The following is a 19,087-nucleotide window of genomic DNA, read 5'->3' as shown; positions in this document are numbered from 1 at the left end:
CGGCGAGTGAGTAATACACATTGTCCAAATGCGTCCCTCCTGAAAACTTTTCACCCTCCCAACACACTAAATAGCAAATTTGTAAACAATAATTACTGCACACCTTATTGTACATGATTTTCAAGGACTTGAAAAGGAAAAAGTGGGGAGAAATTCATAAAATGTTCATAAATATTTGTTATGATACAAAAGATTGTAATGTCTGGGAAAACGGACGTGTCTTTTTTAGAAAGGGAAGGAAATTATGCGTTTTTTAAATGAGTTGCATGAAGGCGACCGGATCAGTGGCATTTATCTGTGTAAGCAGAAGCAGCCGGCTGTGACCAAGAACGGAAAGCCTTATGAGAATATTATACTCCAGGATAAGACTGGAATAATGGATGGCAAGATCTGGGATCCGAATTCTCTGGGAATTGATGATTTTGACGCACTGGATTATATTGAAGTTATGGGAGATGTGACCAGCTTTGCAGGAGCTATGCAGCTGAATATCAAGCGTGTGCGCAAAGCAGGCGAGGGTGAGTACAACCCGGCAGATTATCTTCCGGTAAGTGAGAACAGTACGGATGATATGTATACCCAGCTGGTTGCCATGATCGGCACTGTGAAGAATACCTATCTGAATACACTTTTGAAGAAACTGTTTATAGAGGATAAAGAATTTTTGAAATCTTTCGAGGAGCATTCCGCAGCCAAAACCGTACATCATGGCTTTATAGGCGGGCTGATGGAGCATACTTTAAGTGTTGCCAGGCTTTGTGATTATATGGCATCTGCTTATCCGGTGATCAAGCGAGATATGCTGATCACAGCAGCACTTCTTCATGATGTAGGAAAGACAAGAGAACTTTCTTCTTTTCCACTGAATGATTATACAGATGAGGGACAGCTTCTGGGCCATATTATAATCGGAGCACAGATGATTCATGATCTGATTAAGGAGATACCGGACTTTCCATTGGATCTGGAGAACCAGCTGGTACATTGTATTCTGGCACATCATGGCGAACTTGAGTACGGTTCCCCTAAGAAACCTGCTATGGTAGAGGCAGTTGCTTTGAATCTTGCAGATAATACAGATGCCCGCATGGAGACTCTTACCGAGATTTTTGCAGCAGATAAGAGCAAGAAAGAATGGCTTGGATTTAACAGAATATTTGAATCTAACTTAAGAAAGACAGGAGAATGGTAATCTTTATGGAGTATCGTAAGAATGATATTGTTACGTTAAAGATTGAAGATTGCGGAATTGACGGTGAAGGTATCGGAAAGGCTGATGGCTTCACCGTTTTTGTCAAAGATGCAGTAATCGGAGACACAGTCCGCGCAAAGATCATGAAAGCGAAGAAAAATTACGGTTACGGAAGATTGGAGGAGATTATCACTCCATCTCCTGATCGTGTGGAGCCGAAGTGTCAGTTCGCAAGACAATGCGGAGGCTGCCAGCTGCAGGCCCTTTCTTATGAGAAGCAGCTGGAATTTAAGTCTTCCAAAGTCAGGGGACATTTGGAGCGGATTGGCGGCTTTACAGATATTCCTATGGAGAAAATCCTGGGAATGGACCAGCCTTTCCACTATAGAAATAAAGCACAGTTTCCAGTTGGAAAGTCAAAAGACGGCAGAATTATTACCGGATTTTATGCCGGCCGTACACACAGTATTATTGAGAACCGGGACTGTGCTCTTGGGGTAACACGGAATAAGGAGGTTTTGGACCGTGTGATCGCTCATATGGAGAAGTTCCACATCCAGCCGTATGATGAGAATACTGGCAAGGGTTTAGTGCGTCATGTGCTGATCCGATATGGCTTTTTTACAGACGAGATGATGGTCTGTCTGATCATTAACGGGGAGAAGCTTCCTGGCGAAGAGGCTCTGGTGAAATCCCTTCGTCAGATTCCGGAGGCTGTCAGTGTGATGGTAAATGTGAATAAGAAGCGAAATAATGTGATCCTTGGGGAAAAGGTGCGGCTGCTCTGGGGACAGCCATACATTACAGACAAGATCGGAGAGATTTCCTATCAGATTTCGCCGCTGTCCTTTTTTCAGGTAAATCCTTATCAGACAGGGCGTCTTTATGGAAAAGCACTGGAATATGCACAACTTTCCGGAAATGAGACTGTGTGGGATCTTTACTGCGGAATTGGAACAATTTCTCTGTTTCTTGCACAGAAGGCAAAGATGGTAAGGGGCGTGGAGATCATTCCTGCTGCCATTGAGAATGCTAAAGAGAATGCACGCCTGAACGGATTTGATAATACGGAATTTTTTGTGGGAAAAGCAGAGGAAGTGCTTCCAGAGCAGTTTGCCCGCACTGGTGAGCGTGCTGACGTGATTGTAGTAGACCCGCCGAGAAAAGGCTGCGACGAGACCTTGCTTTCTACCATTATCAAAATGCAGCCCGACCGGGTAGTTTACGTAAGCTGCGACAGCGCAACTCTGGCACGGGATTTGAAGTATCTTTGTGAAAGAGGCTACGAATTGAAGAAAGTCTGCCCGGTTGATATGTTCCCGAATACGGTGTCGGTGGAGTGCGTGGTTGCACTACATCGGGTCGATATGTAAGAATCCTTGATTTGCGCGAAGGCAACGAGGAGAGTTCCGAAGAAATAACTGGCTGTAAAGCCAGTGTTTATGCGGAATTCGACGACTGCCCGCGAGTCGGGAAGTTTGTAAAACTTCTCGACTTCCGGCACTTTGAGCGACATATGATGTTCTCACAGAGTGATAGAAAAACCTACAAAAAAGCAATTTCAGACGGTGTGAATGTCTCAGTCGTATTGGATGTGGGGTGTGGAAACACATAAAAGTACAATTAATATTTTGAAGTTATTCAATAGAATACGAAGCGTGAAAGACCGTTCATTTTCAAGTAATTGGAGATGAGCGGTCTTTTTCTGTTTGCAGATAACATTGACGTAACTGAGTAGAAGTTATTCTACCGGAAGAACGGAGGTTGTAATGGAAGAGATAAAGAGTATCAGAATAAGCGAGTTAAAGGACTTTAAGAACCATCCTTTTCATGTGCAGCAGGACATAGAGCTGTGTGCCCTTATGAAAAGTATTGAAGATGAGGGTGTGATTGTACCTTTGCTTGTAAGACCGAATCCTGACGGAGAAGGTTATGAAGTGATTGCAGGACACAGACGAAAGGCAGATGCCGGCTGGGCTGGTCTTGCGGAGGTTCCGGCAGTTATAAGAGAATTGGATGATGATCAGGCGATAGTGGCGATGGTAGATTCTGTGCGCCCGTAAGGCGTTTGGGGTGGACACCCAAGCGACGTGGGTCATTATGATTTTGTTTTGAGAAAACAATAAGAAAAATTATCAAGTGTGAAGAACACAGTCTTATCGCCAACAACTAACCTTGAATGGAAACATAAAGGGGACAACAGCACGTTTGTAAAGGCACAAGTCAACAAAGCTTCCAAGTTGCGACTGAGTGTCGAGGTGAAAGGTACTATATGAGGATGAAAGCTAAACTGCTTGAAGGAAAGTCAGAGGCTAGAGCTAACCATCTCCGCACCGAAGGGAAGATGTTACGGTGATGTATTGGCAGATTAGTATTTTGCTGTCTGCAATCTGCGTGATAATCAATGCAAGCTAGCCATAGGTTCATTTGAGGATGCATCTGAAATCAAGGAAAAATTCAGAGTATTTCTCGAGGATACTCTGCATCTTGAGATGTCCGAAAAAAAGACCAAGATAACACATAGTCAAGATAAAGCAAGATTTCTTGGATATGATATCACCACCGCAAAGAACTCAGCGCTTATGCAATCATCAGGGCATACAGAAATGCCTATTCAGGCGGTTGGACAGGAACAACCTGTGCCTGACGATAAGGGTGCTTCTGGGAATATGGATTACACAGAGGAGGATGTGAAGAAGTATCAGATGGATCCTGATATCAATGAGTTGCTGGATTTCAGTTTTTGCGGGGAATGACAGCAGAAGGCTACAAAACATTTATAAATGGAAGTGTTATGGCATCATTTATGGAAGGAATTGTAGCCTCAATTTTAGAAGAAAAAAGTGGTGCCGGATACGGCACGAATTGTAGCCAATTAAATACAGTTATCAGCGTAATTGAAGCCATGTATCTTTGCGAAGGTATGTGGCTTTTTCCTTTTTGCGCTGAGGATAGATTTTTTAACCAGCCCTCGTGCATTTATGCGAGGGCTAAGCCTCGCAGAGCGAAATACACCCATCGCACAAAACTTCGTTTTGTACTCTGTGTATTTCGCCCTTGCAGGGGGCTATCACGCCGGATACGGCGGTGGGTTCGTAAACGGACACCTATATGTCCACTCACATTGGCATTAGAAGTGAAAGAAAGAGTTGCAGGAGCAGATTGCTGTATTGGATAGAAAAGCAGGGAGGATGAAATCAGAGCTTTCAAATGTGCTTCAGGATGCAGACTATGCAAATGCTTCGGAGTTTTATACCGAGCTATTCATGGTTCGTGAGGAGAGGCAAAGGTATGAAGAGGCTTGTAAGGAATGGCAGCAGAAGTGTGTTGAGGTGGAACTTGTAGCGGTGAAGGATAGTAAGTATTTTGGGGACGTAATTCCGATTAGCAGGAATAGAGGGCGATAAAGTAAGGCGATGCTATTAGTGAATCTGATAGCATCTGTGTAACTACATAGTGACAATTTTGCATCTTCGAAGTGGTAGTCTATGCAAAATATCATCGAATTGGATGAAAAAGGAGAGAATTACCGCATCCTTTGGGGCCTGGTAAACGGAGGCAGACCGACCAGTGAGCTACCGAGCCACCTGATGAACCATGAAGTGAAAAAAGGCGTTACCAATGGAGCGCACCGGGTGATTTATCATGCACATACCACGAATGTGATCGCACTGACATTTGTACTGCCGTTGGAGGATAAAGTATTTACTAGAGAACTCTGGGAGATGGCGACCGAGTGCCCGGTTGTATTTCCTTCCGGAATCGGTGTAGTAGGATGGATGGTGCCGGGCGGCCGTGAGATCGCAGTGGCGACAAGTGCCCTGATGAAAGAATATGATGTGGCAATCTGGGCGCATCACGGCATGTTCTGCTCAGGGGAAGACTTTGATCTTACATTCGGATTAATGCACACCGTAGAGAAATCCGCGGAAATCCTTGTAAAGATGCTGTCCATGAGACCGGATAAAAGACAGACAATCTCACCTCAGAATTTCAGAGATTTGGCGAAAGATTTTAAAGTAACTTTACCGGAAAAGTTTCTATATGACAAATAATGTACATATCACATATTTGGCGTATCAGAAGCATGAAGCATGTTTCGATATTCCATAGGCGTACATCCGTATTTCTTGCGGAACAGCTGAAAGAAAAAGCTGGTATTCTGATATCCGACGGCAAGGCTGATATCATTTGTGGAAAGTGCGGTGCTCCTTAACAGTTTTGCCGCCTGAGAAAGCCGCTGTGTCTGGACCAGCTCTTTGTAAGTGATTCCGGTATGCTGGCGGATATAGGCAGAGAGATAGTTTGGGTGCATATTAAAAAACTCAGCTGTAGAAGAAAGGGTACAGTCCGCAAAGTTTGTTTCGATATATCGGAGTATGGTATAAATCTGATCCACTGAGGAGTGATCCAGAACCATACCGTGCTGGAACAGATTGATCATCTCACAGGTGATCAGTGTAAAAAGACTGTCTAAAAAAGGCCCGGATGTTACGGACGGAGAATAAAATTCACAGAGAAACTGGTTGGTAAGATCTGCCAGCCGGTTTTGTTTTTGTTCCGGGGAAAAGACAATATACTTGCTTTCCTGCATCGTGGTGTTCAGAGCCTCAATGAAAAAGTGTGTAAGGTAATTATCCTGAGACAGGCGTTCAAAAAAAGTACCGTTCAGATATTCGCGCGTCAGCAGAAAATTGATGATAATATCATTTTCTGAACATCTTTTGACAGAATGAGGTGCATTCTGGCTGATCAGAACCATCTGCCCGGATTTTAGCCTGAATGTAGTCTTATTTATCGTCATTGTGCAGGCGCCAGAATAAATATAACTCAATTCCAGCCACTCATGGATATGCAGAGGTACGTTTTCAAAACGATCTTGTTTTACAACAGCGAAGTTGTAATAACTCGGAAGAACTTTCTTTGAAAGAAATAAAGAACGCAGATCTTCAAGGTTCGTATCAAAACGGTAACAGGGTGTATCAAACTTACCTCTGGCAACAGGAAATTGTGAATAATCTTTCTTTACACCGTTCAGACGCTGGGTTTCTTCGGGAGTGTGCTGCTTCAGAAATTGATTCAATGCAGATAATGTCATCATATATATTCTCTCCTTTTCAAGATATGAATGAACTGTGATTATAGTCATCAGCAGTTTATTTAACCTGTCTAAAATATACCATATTGGGGGCAAAGGTGTACAGAGTAATCTCGGATATTTATTAAGTTTGGTCGGTAAATCACTTATGTTTCGTTGATGTAATTTTAGTCTGTATAATGTAAGATATCAGTAAGAAAAGGAGGCATAGGTTAGGATGAAGATATTTTTTGCAGTAGTGGTGATTGTTTTATTATTTGTAATCGGTGCGACATTATATGTCTACAAAAAAAGTGCCATGTTTTTACCGGCACTTCTTGGCATCTGCGGATTTCCAAAAATAAAGGAAAGCAGCTATTACGATGAAAACGGACATTTCCGTCCGGGAACGGGGGAGGACAAAGTTGGATTTTTCATGCAGCATCCGGTATTCGGCGGTTTTAAACATATGTTTTTCAATGTGGAGGACAACGTGCTGAAAGCTATTGCGCCTGTAAAGTATAAGGATTTTTTAAAGGCGCAGGGTCGTGAGGAACAATTGGATGCAGCCTTGGAATCTTTCAATTATCTAACCGGACTTGTTGAGAAAGGTCAGGCAAGGCTGGTGCCGGATCTGTATCCTGCGGAAGCAGTGAATAGTCATCCGTACAGGTCACATCTGACGGGAATGTTTTATCAGGGACAACAGGGAAAACCACTTGCCATTGTAGTTCCGGGAGGCGGATTTATCAGTAATGTAACTGATTGCGAGGGGTATCCTGTGGCGATGAAGCTGCATAAAATGGGATATTCTGTTTTCGTCGTAAGTTATCCGGTCGGCAGACAGCTGGGTGAGACAGAACAGGTAAAGCAGGGACAGGCTGCCGCGAGGGAACTGACACAAGTGATCCGATATCTGACGGAGCATCAAAAACAGTTTTCTGTAAACATGGATGATTATGCCATCTTTGGTTTTTCAGCAGGAGGACTTATGACCACGGCGTATTCATTTGCCAATTATGAGGACTGCTGCCACAAGAATCATCTGCCAAGACCGAAGGTGATCTTCCCTATGTATGGTCTGGACTGGGATATCAAAGCTTTGCCGGAGGACAAGGGACTGGCGGTATTTTCTATCGTAGGGCGGGATGATGAGTTCGGTTTTGCAAATGTGGAAGATAAACTGCCGGAATTAGAGAAGGTACTGGGCAAAGAAAATGTGTCGGTCAGAATCGTTGACGGACTGGGACATGGATTTGGAATAGGAAATGAAACAAAAGTGAAAAACTGGCTTCAGGAAGCAGTCATCTTCTGGGAAGCCCACAGATAGGAACAGATAAGAATTTATTTAAGGAGGATTTCATAATGAGCAGAAACTTGAAAGAATTGATCAGACAGATGACACTGGAGGAAAAGGCAGGACTTTGTTCGGGAGCGGATTTCTGGAACACAATGGGGATCGAAAGGTTAGGGATTCCTTCCGTTATGATGACAGACGGCCCGCACGGTCTGCGCAAACAGGAAGGAACGGCAGATCATCTCGGCCTGAATAAAAGTGTGAATGCAGTCTGCTTTCCGGCAGCCTGCGCCACGGCATCCAGCTTTGACGTGGAACTGATGGAACGTATGGGACAGATCCTTGGGGACGAGTGTCAGGCTGAGAACGTGAGCATGCTCCTCGGCCCTGCAGTTAATATCAAACGCAGTCCTCTCTGCGGAAGGAATTTTGAATATATGTCCGAAGATCCATATCTGACAGGAAAGATGGCGTCTGCATATATCCGGGGCGTACAGTCGAAAGGCATCGGAACCAGTATGAAACACTTCGCCGCGAATAATCAGGAAACAGACCGTATGCAGATATCGTCGGAAGTATCGGAACGGGCTTTCCGGGAAATTTATCTGCCGGCTTTTGAGGAGGCGGTGAAGAAAGCGCAGCCAAAGACTGTGATGTGCAGCTACAATAAGATCAACGGAGTATTTTCTTCAGAGAATAAGAAACTTCTGACAGATATCCTGCGGGATGAGTGGGGATTTGAAGGATATGTGGTCAGTGACTGGGGAGCTGTAAATGACCGGGTGAAAGGACTGAAAGCCGGTCTTGACTTGGAGATGCCGGGATCAGGAGGATATAATACAAGAAAGATTATTCAGGCAGTGGAGAATGGAGAACTGGAGGAAGAAATTCTTGACAGAACGGTGGAACGCATACTGAAAGTAGTCTTCTCCTACACAGATAACAGGAAAGCGGAGACTGTATTTGACAGGGAAAAGGATCACAAAGCAGCGGCAGATATCGAAACAGAGTGTGCCGTACTTCTGGAAAACAGGGGAGTGCTGCCGCTGAAAAAAGAACAGAAAGTAGTCTATATCGGGGAATTTGCAAAGAAACCGCGATACCAGGGCGGGGGATCGAGTCACATCAATACGGACAGCGTAGTGTCGGCTCTGGAAACTGCGGTGAGAAAAGGCAGGGCAGTGGAGTACGTGAAAGGCTTCTCGTCAGAGCGTGACGAGATGACAGAAGAGGAGCTGAAACAGGCGTGTGAAGCAGCAGCAGGTGCAGATGCGGTTGTAATTTTTGCCGGACTTCCAGACAGTTTTGAGTCGGAAGGATATGACAGAAATTCCATGGAACTACCAAAGTGCCAGAACCGTCTCATAGAGGCTGTGGCAGAGATACAGAAGAATGTGGTTGTGGTTCTTCATAATGGAAGCCCCGTAGAAACTCCATGGGCGGAGTCTGTAAATGCCATTCTGGAGATGTATCTGGGAGGAGAAGGCATTGGGGAGGCCAGCGACCGGTTGTTATTTGGGGAGGCAAATCCGGGAGGACGTCTGGCGGAGTCGTTCCCATATCGTCTGGAAGACAATCCGAGTTACCTGAATTTCCCTGGAGACGGCAGGACTGTTCTCTATGGAGAAGATATCTTTGTCGGATACCGTTACTATGATGCGAAGAAAGTACCGGTGCGCTGGGCATTCGGCCATGGACTGTCATATACGGAATTCAGCTACAGCAATATGAAACTCTCTTCTGCGGAAATGAAAGATGGAGATATTCTGAAGGTGAGCATTGATGTGGAGAATATAGGAAAGAGACCAGGAAGTGAAGTGGTTCAGCTCTATGTCAGCGGCAAAAACAGTACAGTGCCAAGAGCAGTGAAAGAACTAAAAGGGTTTGCGAAAGTATTTCTGAATCCGGGTGAGAAGAAGACTGTTACAATGGAGCTTTGCGCGAGAGATTTTGCTTACTACGAGACAAAGATTCACGACTGGTATACTCCGTCAGGTACATATGAGATCCAGATCGGGCATGCCAGCGATGAGATCAGAGAGGCTGCAGAACTTACATTTACCACTGATGTGCTGCTGCCGTTCACTGTGGATATGACCACTACAATGGGGGAATTGATGAACCACCCGAAGACAGCAGGGAAAATGATGGAGTATCTTGAGGGAATATCACAGGGAGAAGAACCTAAGAAAGAAGATGGGGAGGTACAGCTTGTGACTCCGGAAATTATTGCGCAGATGCCGCTGAAATCATTTTTAAGCGTTATTCCGGGCGAAGCGATCGAGCAGATGATCGTGGAGTTAAATGCTCTGTGTGCAGAAGAGGGAAAGTGAGAATAAAATATGAATCAAGATAAGATAAAAATGAGAGAAAGTGAGAATAAAATATGAATCAAGATAAGATAAAAATGAGAGAAAAGCTGTCATTTGCAATGGCAAACTTTGGAAACATTCCGGTTATGACACTGATCAACGGATATTTACTAATTTTTTATACCAATATATGCGGCTTGAGTCCTGCTGCATGTGCGACACTGTTCCTGATCGCACGCTTTCTAGATGCCATTAACGATCCGTTAGTTGGATTTATGATCGACCATCTTCCGACCAGAAAGATGGGACATTTCCGACCAACATTGATTCTGGGAACAATTCTGTGTAGCGCCAATTTCCTTCTACTTTGGTTTGGACCTATGTTATCAACATCGGGGAAACTGGCAATCGCATATGTATCGTATATTCTGCTTGGTGTGTTGTTCCCAGTCATGGATATTTCGCTGAACAGTCTTCTGCCGGTTATGACAGAAGATATGAAAGAAAGGAACAGCTTAAGTTCAATCAAAGGGCTTGCATACGTGATCGGGGCGCTTGTAATCGGTGTGGCAGCTCCACTTATTCTTGGAGATACTTCTAACAAACAGGGATATATTAATCTTGTTCTGATCATGACAGCAGTGATTTTTTTCTTCTCTATTATAGGAACCATGGGAGTAAAAGAACGTGTAAAACCACAGATGGAGAACAGCTATTCTGTAAAAGAATTATTCAAGATTCTCAGTCAGAAGCCGGTGTACATTACATTCCTTGCTGTACTGTTATATTCGATTGGAAGCAATATCGTGAATGCAGCAAATACATACTTTTATACATATATTTTTGAAGATCTGACGTTGGCGTCTATTATTACGCTTATTACATGTGTTACTGTTTTTCCGGCTACAATGGTCATTGGTAATCTGATTGGAAGGTTTGGAAAGAAGAAAATGTATGCGATTGGACTTGCACTTGCAGGACTGACACCAATCATCCGTCTGTTGGATGTGAGGAGCATTCCCCTTCTTATTGTCTCTGTATTGATTGCAGGAATAGGAGCCGGCTTTGCAGCACCTCTTAATTATGGAATACAGGCAGATAATACAGATTATATCGAAGTGTCTATGGGAATTAGGGCAGAAGGTGCTGTCGCATCTCTTTCCAGCTTTGTCTCCAAGTGTGCAATGGGAATCGGTGGTGCGATTCCGGGGTATCTGCTGCAGTTAGCAGGATTTGACAGTAAGGCGGCAGTACAGAATGACGATGTGATTAATATGATCGTCCTCTGTGTGCTAATATTGCCGGCAATCGTAAATGTGGTGGCCATTGTGATCTTCTCAAAAGGTTATCCTATTACCAAGGAAAAATTGAATGAGCAGATATGTCTGATGAGGGAGAAACGGTCAAAAGCGGGTATAAGTGAATAAGAATGATAGAGAAGGAGTATCAGCATGGGAAAGATTTATGCAGCAAAAACAAATCATATCACAAACCCTTTAGGGTTTTATCTGAAACCGTTGGTATTTTCATGGAAAGTGAAAGGATGCAGAGGACAGGAACAGAAATATGCAAGGATTGTAATCAGCAAGAACAAAACCTTTACAGATATCTGTTACGATACAGGTGAAACAGAGTTGGACAGCCTCTCTACAAGAGTAGAATTTGAAATACAGCCGTATACAAGATATTACTGGAAGGTCATTGTGACAACAGATGTAGAGGAAGTAATCGAATCAGATGTACAGTTTTTTGAGACTGCCAAAATGGATGAACCATGGACTGGAAGATGGATTACCTGTGACAGCAGTCAGGAACGGCATCCGATTTTCTCAAAGAGAATTCGTCCGGCAAAAGAAGTGAAAAGCGCAAGACTGTACATTTGCGGCCTGGGATTGTATGAGGCATATTTTCTCGGGGAAAATAAAGAAAATCCGGAGAAAATCGGTGATGAGTATCTGACTCCGTACTGCAATAATTATGACCAGTGGATCCAGTATCAGACGTATGACATCACGAAACAGGCAGAACAAGGCGGTGTGCTGTCTGTTCTTCTCGGAAACGGCTGGTATAAAGGCAGGTTCGGTTTCAATGATCCGGAGCGGGAAGCATATTACGGTGACGAGTGGAAGCTGATTGCGGAGATTCACATAGAGTACAAAGACGGAACGAAAGATGTAATCAGTTCTGATGAAACCTGGTCAGTTACAAGAAGCAATTTGTGGTTTTCCAATATCTATGACGGTGAGAGAAGAGATGATACGCTGCCACCGGTAGAGGAGTCTCCTGCGCGGATCGCAAAGGTTCCGAAAGGCCGGCTTATGGAACGGTTATCTCTTCCGGTTAAGGTACAGGAGGAGATGAAGCCGGCAGAACTGATCCATACGCCTGCTGGAGAAGATGTATTTGATCTGGGGCAGGAGATCGCAGGGATCTTCCGACTGCGTGTACATGAGCCGGCGGGGACAACTATCAGGATTCAGACGGGAGAGGTGCTTCAGGACGGATGTTTCTATAACGAGAATTTAAGAACTGCACTTTCGGAGTACATTTATGTTTCTGATGGTACAGAAAAGGTGATTACGCCTCATTTTACATACTATGGCTATCGATATGTGAAAGTGACCGGGATTAGGGATCTTTCATGTGAGGATTTCACGGCGCTTGTTCTTTACAGCGATTATGAGAGCATCGGGGCAATCGAGACAGGGAATGATCTTGTGAACAAATTGATCTCCAATATCGAATGGGGGATGAAAGGAAACTTCCTGGATGTGCCTACAGACTGCCCGCAAAGAGATGAGAGAATGGGCTGGACAGGGGATACACAGGTATTTTCTGCGACTGCAAGCTATCTGGCTGATACCTACGCGTTTTACCGGAAATATTTATATGACATGTATCAGGAACAGCTTCTGGCGGACGGAATGGTTCCGGAGATTGTCCCCACATTCGGACCGACAAAATGTTCCTGCGTATGGGGAGACGCTGCGTGTATCATTCCGTGGAACGTATATCTGTTCAGCGGGGACAAAACAATCCTGGAAAGCCAGATTGAGAGCATGAAGGCATGGGTTGATTATATTCGCAGGATTGACGGAGATCATCACGGATGGAGACAGATCTTCCATTATGGAGACTGGCTGGCTCTCGACCGTACAGGCGCTGCCGCGAACAGTGTGTACGGGGCGACCGATGAAGCATATATCGCGGATATCTACTATGCGGCAAGCGCCCAGACAGTCGCAAAGGCGGCGGACGTGCTTGGACTGGAAGAAACGAGACAGGAATATCAGGAAATCGCAGACCGTCAGTGGCGGGCAGTGAAAGAAGAATATTTTACTTCCACAGGAAGATGTGCGGTGAAGACGCAGACAGGGCTTATCCTTGCGCTGAAGTATCATCTGTCTGAAAATGAAGAACTGACAAAGCAGATGATGAAAAAACTCCTCCGGGACAACAAAAATAAACTGAATACCGGGTTTGTGGGTACGCCGCTTCTGTGCAACGTGCTGACAGACCACGGGATGACGGATGCGGCGTACCGGCTGCTTTTGAACGAAGAATATCCGGGTTGGCTTTATGAAGTGAAGCTGGGGGCAACGACCGTGTGGGAGCGTTGGAATTCACTGGATGAGGACGGCCATGTCTCCAGCACGGGAATGAACAGCCTGAATCATTATTCATATGGCGCCGTACTGGAATGGATCTTCTGCCATGCGGCCGGGATTGATGTGACGGAACAGAGTCCGGGAGGCCGGGTGATGCGGATCAGCCCGAAAGTGAATCGCGGACTGGGATATGTAAAAGCGGTTTATGATTCAGCATGCGGATGCTATCAGTGCGGTTGGGAGATATTAGGGGATAATAAAATCACTGTCACTGTTACAGTTCCGTTTGGCGGAAGGGCAGAAGTGGTTCTTCCACTTGCGCCGGAATCTGTATATGAAGATAAAGAAAACCCACTGTTTGAAGATGTAGAAAACGGAATTTGCCGTGTGAAAGCCGGAGAATATGAAGTCGCTTATGAGGCGTCACAGCCTTTAAAGAGGAAATACAGCATAGATTCGACAATGGAAGAACTGCTGAACCATCCGGATATTCGCGCGTTTCTTTCTCAAATGATGGAAGTGGATATGATTCCGGATATTGCATATGGACTTTCGCTTAGAGATGTCGCGAAAACATTCGCAGGAGAAATCAAACCAGAGGAAGCACAGATGCTGGATATTGCACTGGCAAACTTCTAATAAGGAGCAGAGAGATGAAGAAAGAAAATCAGAAAGTAAAATTATCTGAAAAAATAGGGATGTTGATGGTATGTGCAGGAAACATACCGCTTATGACACCTTTTATCCGTATATTTTATGATCTATTACACAACTGTGGTGGGACTGGATCCCAAGGCGCTTGCGACCTTGTTTTTAATCTCTAAGGTAATGGATGGAATCAGCGATCCTGTCATGGGCTTTATTCTGGATAGATTTCCCGTAACAAAAATGGGAAAATTTCGCCCTATGCTGATTCTGGGAACCATTATCTGTGTCATAAACTATATTCTGCTGTGGTTTGGCGCTGTCTGGAGTCCTGTAGGAAAATATGTGATCGTTTATGTTACCTATTTGCTGTTGGGATGGACCTTTGATATCATGGACATCTCCAAAAACAGTCTTCTTCCGGTTATGACTACAGATGATAAAGAAAGAAACAGCCTGTCTCTTTTCAACGCATTAGGATCGATGATTGGAGGAGCGGTGATTGGAGTATTAGGACCTGTTATAGTAGCAGATGGAAAACTGGAAAGTTATTATGTATTAATCTTCGGATCTATGGCTCTGACGCTCGTTCTTTCCATCTCAGGTGCACTCAGTGTTAAAGAACGTGTGGAGTTCAGGGAAAATAATGAGGAAAAGTACAGTTTAAAAGAGATGCTTCAATTTCTGAGATACAAGCCTATATGGGCAGCGTTTGCAGCTACTTTAATAGTAGGGACAGGAAGTTCAATAGCTGGCGGAGCAGGAGCATATTTTTATACATATGTTTTAGGGGATATGAAACTGATGTCGGGAGTTTCTGTTATTGGCTTAATTGCATCACTGGTTGGAATTGTGATGGGACCATATCTTGCCAATCGGTTTGGGAAAAAGAAAGTTTACCTGACCGCGGTCATAATATCGACAGCGCTTAACCTGCTTCGACTGCTGGATGTGACGTCTATGATTTTAATATATATCAGCGCTCTTATCGGAGGCGTGGCAGGAGGATGGATGGTTCCGGTCAATACCAGCATACAGGCGGACAATACCACTTATGTACAGTATAAAACGGGTAAACGGGCGGAAGCAGCCATCGCTTCACTCACATCCTTTGTCAGTAAGGTCGCGCAGGGGCTGGGAGGAGCAATTCCAGGGTATGTGATCGCAGCATATGGATTTGTTACCGGCGCATCTGTCCAACCTGAGAGTATCAATACAGGCATTATCCTGTGCGCATTGATCCTGCCGCTGATATTTGGAATATTAGGGTTGCTTATCTTTGGCACACAGTATACGCTGGATCAGAAAGCAGTAATAGAGATGGACGCTAAAATCAACAGGAATAACTAATCCGGCAGGGAGGTTGCTATGGAGCTTACAAGACTTAAGGTAAACAGTCAATACAGACCATGCGTGGACGAAGTACCTTATTTTTCATGGGTGATCATCAGTGACAAAAAGAATGTGATGCAGACATCCTATCATATTACAGTGACAAGTCTGGGAGAAGTAGTGTGGGATTTCGGGGTGATAGAAAGTGATAAAAGCACTTTTGTAGAGTACAACGGGAAACCATTGAAAAGTCTCAGTGACTATAGCTGGACAGTGAAAGTGACGGTTAATAACGGAGAAAAGGCGGCGGCATCCTCATCCTTTGAGACGGGATTTATGAAGAAAGAATGGACGGCCGAGTGGGTGAAATCTCCGTTCCCGATGAAAAAGGTAAAACCTGGAACCGGCGGGCAGAATCCGGCAGAATATTTCCGCAAAGAATTTGACGCACGAGACGGTATAAAACGGGCACGCGTCTATGCCACATGCCACGGAGCATATCAGCTCAGCGTGAACGGAATACGTCCGGACGACAGAGAGTTTGCTCCGGAATTTACCGTCTATTCTAAATATCTGTGTTACCAGACTTATGATGTGACTCCATTCTTGAGAGAGGGAAGAAATGTCATAGGAATGTTAGTGGGGGACGGCTGGTATGACAGTGCGAACTTTAAACCGAGAAGCAGGAAGTTTAAAGCCGAACATTCTGTGTTATTTCAGATAAAGATTGATTATGAAGACGGAACGAGTGAAATTGTTCTGTCCGATGATGCTGTGAAGGTTTCGGAAAGTCCGGTCCGGTCTTCCGATTTGTTTGCAGGCGAACTCTATGACGCACGGATGGAACAGGAAAACTGGAACTGCTGCGGATTCGATGACAGCAGCTGGAAAGCAGGTATCCCATGCGGAAAATCTTACGCGAACCTGGTAGCTCAGTACGGGGAACCGGTGCGCCCGGTAAAGGAAGTACCGGCAGTCGGAATGACAGTCAGCCCGAAAGACGAGACGATCATTGACTTCGGGCAGAATCTGGCGGGGGTTCTGCGCGTAAAAGCGAAACTGCCTGCCGGAACAAAAATGGTATTAGATCATTTTGAAACTCTGGATCAATATGGAAACTATTTCAATAATATTTTCATGTCAGAGAAAACAGGACACAAACAAAGCGATATTTATATTTCAAACGGGAAATTTACAGAATATATACCGCATTTTACATATCACGGTTTCCGCTATGTGAGAGTGACATGCGATCAGCCGGTGAGTCCGGAGGATTTCACAGCGATTGTCCTGTCTTCTGACAATGAGGATCTGGGAACTTTTGAGACGTCCAACGAAGATATAAACCGGCTTTACGAAAATACAAGATGGTCTCAGCGGTCGAATCTGTTCTCAATCCCCACGGACTGTCCGCAGAGAGAAAAAGGCGGATGGACCGGAGATATCCAGATTTATGCAAGAACAGCCATGCTCAACGAAAATGTAACCCCTTTTCTGACAAGATGGCTGCGTAATATGACCTGCAGCCAGCAGAAAAACGGAGCGATTCCCAATGTGATCCCCCTTACCGGAATCTATGAATTACTGGAGAAACTGAATCGGATCGTATACCGCAATTTTGAACCGGTGGGAGAAGCGGGATGGGGAGATGCCGCTTGTATCGTACCGTGGAGCATGTATCAGCTTACAGGAAATATCAGGATACTGAGAGAGCAGTATGACACAATGAAAAAGTGGTGCGACTATATCATCAACACTGCAAAGAAGCGTAGAGGCAAGATGAAACATCCAAAAGAAATTGACCAGTATCTGTGGAATACAGGACATCAGTACGGGGAGTGGCTCATACCGAGCCAGACAGTAGACGGAGCAGACCAAAGCGCTGCAAAACCTATCAATACTTCTGTATACTGCGCGCCAATCTTTGGATGGAATTCCTGTCGGATCATGGCAGATACAGCAGCACTCCTCGGGCATACATCAGACGAATTATACTATGATGACATTGCGTCCAGAATGAAATCTGCCATTCAAAAAGGACTGATCGATGATGATGGGAAGATGCCTCTTGATTTTATGGGCAGTTATGTGCTGGCAATCGCATTTGATCTTGCTCCTGAAAGGAAGAAAAAAAGTATCGCTGGACATTTGATCCGCAAGATAGAAGAAAACGGGGATTGTCTGGATACAGGATTCCTGACGACACCGTATCTGCTGGATGCACTCTGTAAGATCGGCAGGATGGACAAGGCATATAAAATCCTGCTCCAGACAAAGTGCCCGTCATGGCTTTATGAGGTGAAGCAGGGAGCGACAACAATCTGGGAAAATTACATTTCTTACAAGGAGGACGGGTCTCCGGTTATGACAAGCCTGAACCATTATGCCTTTGGATGCGTGGACGACTGGATGTTCCGGAAGATAAGCGGCATTGATATGGCTGCTTCCGGATTTAAGAAGATTGTGATTGCGCCGGAGACGAATAATGCGTTTACAAGTGCAAAACGTACCTATATGAGTGAGTACGGTAAAGTAGGGGCAGAGTGGAGTATGGAAGAGGGGAAATTTAAATTGAAAGTGGAGATTCCCTGTAACACAACTGCCACTGTAAAACTGCCGGATGGCAGATTGTATGAGGTGGGGAGCGGAATATATCAGTTTGAATAAAAGTATCAAAGGAAATAAAATGACAGTATTTGTGAGAACTGACCGGCAAAAGCAGACGGTCAGTTTTTCTTAATACGAAAGTTGAAAATAATACGAGGAGTTTAGGATTATGAAAAAGAAAATATTGAAGATTACCTTAAGTGTCGTTTTAATTTTGATTCTGGCTGTGGGTCTAGGTCTGGCATATTTAGTAGGGGCGGCAGGCGGTGGTGGACCGTTTGATTTTGTTTGGAAGAACAAACTGAAAAAAATGCCAGGAAACGCAGAAAAATACAGTCTGGAAAATATAGAACCGTTAGAAAACAGCCCTCTTGGAGGGAAGCGCATCTGCTACCTTGGATCATCTGTAACATTAGGTCTGTACTCAATGGATGTTTCTTTTGCAGATTATATCTCTTACAGAAATGGCTGTGAGTATGTAAAAGAAGCCGTCAGCGGCACTACTTTAGTAGATAACGGAAAGACGTCTTATATCCAGAGGATGAAAAATAATATCGGTACAGATGAGAAATTCGATGCATTTGTCTGCCAGCTTTCCACGAATGACGCGTCGAAGGAAATGCCGATAGGAGAACTCAGCCGTTCAGAAAATTTGGAAGATTTTGATACACAGACGATAACAGGAGCAATGGAATATATCACTGTATATGCAAAGCAGACATGGAATTGTCCCGTGATCTTTTATACTGGAACAAAATATGACAGTAAACAGTATCAGCAGATGGTAGATGTATTATTTGAGCTTCAGGATAAATATGGAATAGGCGTGATCGACCTTTGGAATGACGAGGAGATGAATGACGTTTCTGAAAAAGAATATGAAGTTTATATGGCAGATCCGGTTCATCCGACGCAGGCAGGATATCTGGAATGGTGGACGCCTAAGATGGAAGAATACTTATATCAATTTTTAGAAAGATGATTATTATATTAAGTTTCGTCGGTAAACCGCTTATA

General features: G+C 44.4%; 12 protein-coding genes and 2 pseudogenes. 13 read left to right on the top strand and 1 reads right to left on the bottom strand.

From position 1 onward, the window contains the following. Positions 1 to 244: 244 nt before the first annotated feature. From AB5Z12_RS16715 to rhaD, 6 genes and pseudogenes are all read left to right on the top strand, one after another. The gene (locus tag AB5Z12_RS16715; protein ID WP_347087220.1) at positions 245 to 1,192 is read left to right on the top strand and encodes an HD domain-containing protein; all 948 of its coding nucleotides are present in this window, start codon (positions 245 to 247) and stop codon (positions 1,190 to 1,192) included. Between the two features lie 5 nt (positions 1,193 to 1,197). Then, positions 1,198 to 2,565 carry a 23S rRNA (uracil(1939)-C(5))-methyltransferase RlmD gene (rlmD, locus tag AB5Z12_RS16710; protein ID WP_368356925.1) on the top strand — a complete coding sequence of 456 codons (1,368 nt, stop codon included), beginning with the start codon at positions 1,198 to 1,200 and terminating at the stop codon, positions 2,563 to 2,565. A gap of 396 nt (positions 2,566 to 2,961) precedes the next feature. Next, positions 2,962 to 3,255: a ParB/RepB/Spo0J family partition protein gene (locus AB5Z12_RS16705; protein ID WP_055267517.1), complete on the top strand. Its 294-nt coding sequence runs from the start codon at positions 2,962 to 2,964 to the stop codon at positions 3,253 to 3,255. A 429-nt stretch (positions 3,256 to 3,684) separates the two neighbouring features. After that, entirely contained in the window at positions 3,685 to 3,948 is a 264-nt protein-coding gene (locus AB5Z12_RS16700) for a hypothetical protein (protein WP_055267519.1), read from the top strand. Between the two features lie 414 nt (positions 3,949 to 4,362). Further along, positions 4,363 to 4,599, top strand: a complete 237-nt coding sequence (locus AB5Z12_RS16695; protein ID WP_118700810.1) for a hypothetical protein — start codon at positions 4,363 to 4,365, stop codon at positions 4,597 to 4,599. 90 nt (positions 4,600 to 4,689) lie between these two features. After that, positions 4,690 to 5,247 (top strand): annotated as a pseudogene (rhaD, locus tag AB5Z12_RS16690) (rhamnulose-1-phosphate aldolase); the annotation flags it as partial. A gap of 8 nt (positions 5,248 to 5,255) precedes the next feature. Here rhaD and AB5Z12_RS16685 read toward each other — a convergent pair. Then, positions 5,256 to 6,293 (bottom strand): AraC family transcriptional regulator, encoded by a 1,038-nt coding sequence (locus AB5Z12_RS16685; RefSeq protein ID WP_158581077.1) that lies wholly within the window; start codon positions 6,291 to 6,293, stop codon positions 5,256 to 5,258. A gap of 214 nt (positions 6,294 to 6,507) precedes the next feature. Between AB5Z12_RS16685 and AB5Z12_RS16680 the strand changes: the two genes are divergently transcribed. The 7 genes and pseudogenes from AB5Z12_RS16680 (at position 6,508) to AB5Z12_RS16650 (ending at position 19,052) form a co-directional block, all read left to right on the top strand. Beyond that, positions 6,508 to 7,599 carry an alpha/beta hydrolase gene (locus AB5Z12_RS16680; protein ID WP_015522070.1) on the top strand — a complete coding sequence of 364 codons (1,092 nt, stop codon included), beginning with the start codon at positions 6,508 to 6,510 and terminating at the stop codon, positions 7,597 to 7,599. 35 nt (positions 7,600 to 7,634) lie between these two features. Continuing rightward, positions 7,635 to 9,899, top strand: coding sequence for a glycoside hydrolase family 3 C-terminal domain-containing protein (locus AB5Z12_RS16675; protein ID WP_015522071.1), 2,265 nt, complete (start codon positions 7,635 to 7,637; stop codon positions 9,897 to 9,899). Between the two features lie 53 nt (positions 9,900 to 9,952). Beyond that, positions 9,953 to 11,305 carry an MFS transporter gene (locus tag AB5Z12_RS16670; protein WP_173717353.1) on the top strand — a complete coding sequence of 451 codons (1,353 nt, stop codon included), beginning with the start codon at positions 9,953 to 9,955 and terminating at the stop codon, positions 11,303 to 11,305. Between the two features lie 24 nt (positions 11,306 to 11,329). Then, on the top strand, positions 11,330 to 14,125 hold the full coding sequence (locus AB5Z12_RS16665) for a family 78 glycoside hydrolase catalytic domain (protein ID WP_368356924.1): 2,796 nt from the start codon (positions 11,330 to 11,332) through the stop codon (positions 14,123 to 14,125). A gap of 111 nt (positions 14,126 to 14,236) precedes the next feature. Next, positions 14,237 to 15,481: pseudogene (locus tag AB5Z12_RS16660) on the top strand (MFS transporter); the annotation flags it as partial. A gap of 18 nt (positions 15,482 to 15,499) precedes the next feature. Then, complete coding sequence (locus AB5Z12_RS16655) at positions 15,500 to 18,130, top strand: family 78 glycoside hydrolase catalytic domain (protein WP_368356923.1); 2,631 nt, start codon at positions 15,500 to 15,502, stop codon at positions 18,128 to 18,130. Between the two features lie 109 nt (positions 18,131 to 18,239). After that, positions 18,240 to 19,052: an SGNH/GDSL hydrolase family protein gene (locus AB5Z12_RS16650; protein ID WP_082426248.1), complete on the top strand. Its 813-nt coding sequence runs from the start codon at positions 18,240 to 18,242 to the stop codon at positions 19,050 to 19,052. Positions 19,053 to 19,087: the final 35 nt, after the last annotated feature.

The organism is Ruminococcus sp. RTP21358st1_G6_RTP21358_211008 (assembly GCF_040908885.1).
GTDB classification, from domain to species: domain Bacteria; phylum Bacillota; class Clostridia; order Lachnospirales; family Lachnospiraceae; genus Blautia_A; species Blautia_A faecis.
This window is presented reverse-complemented; position numbering and strand designations above follow the sequence as displayed.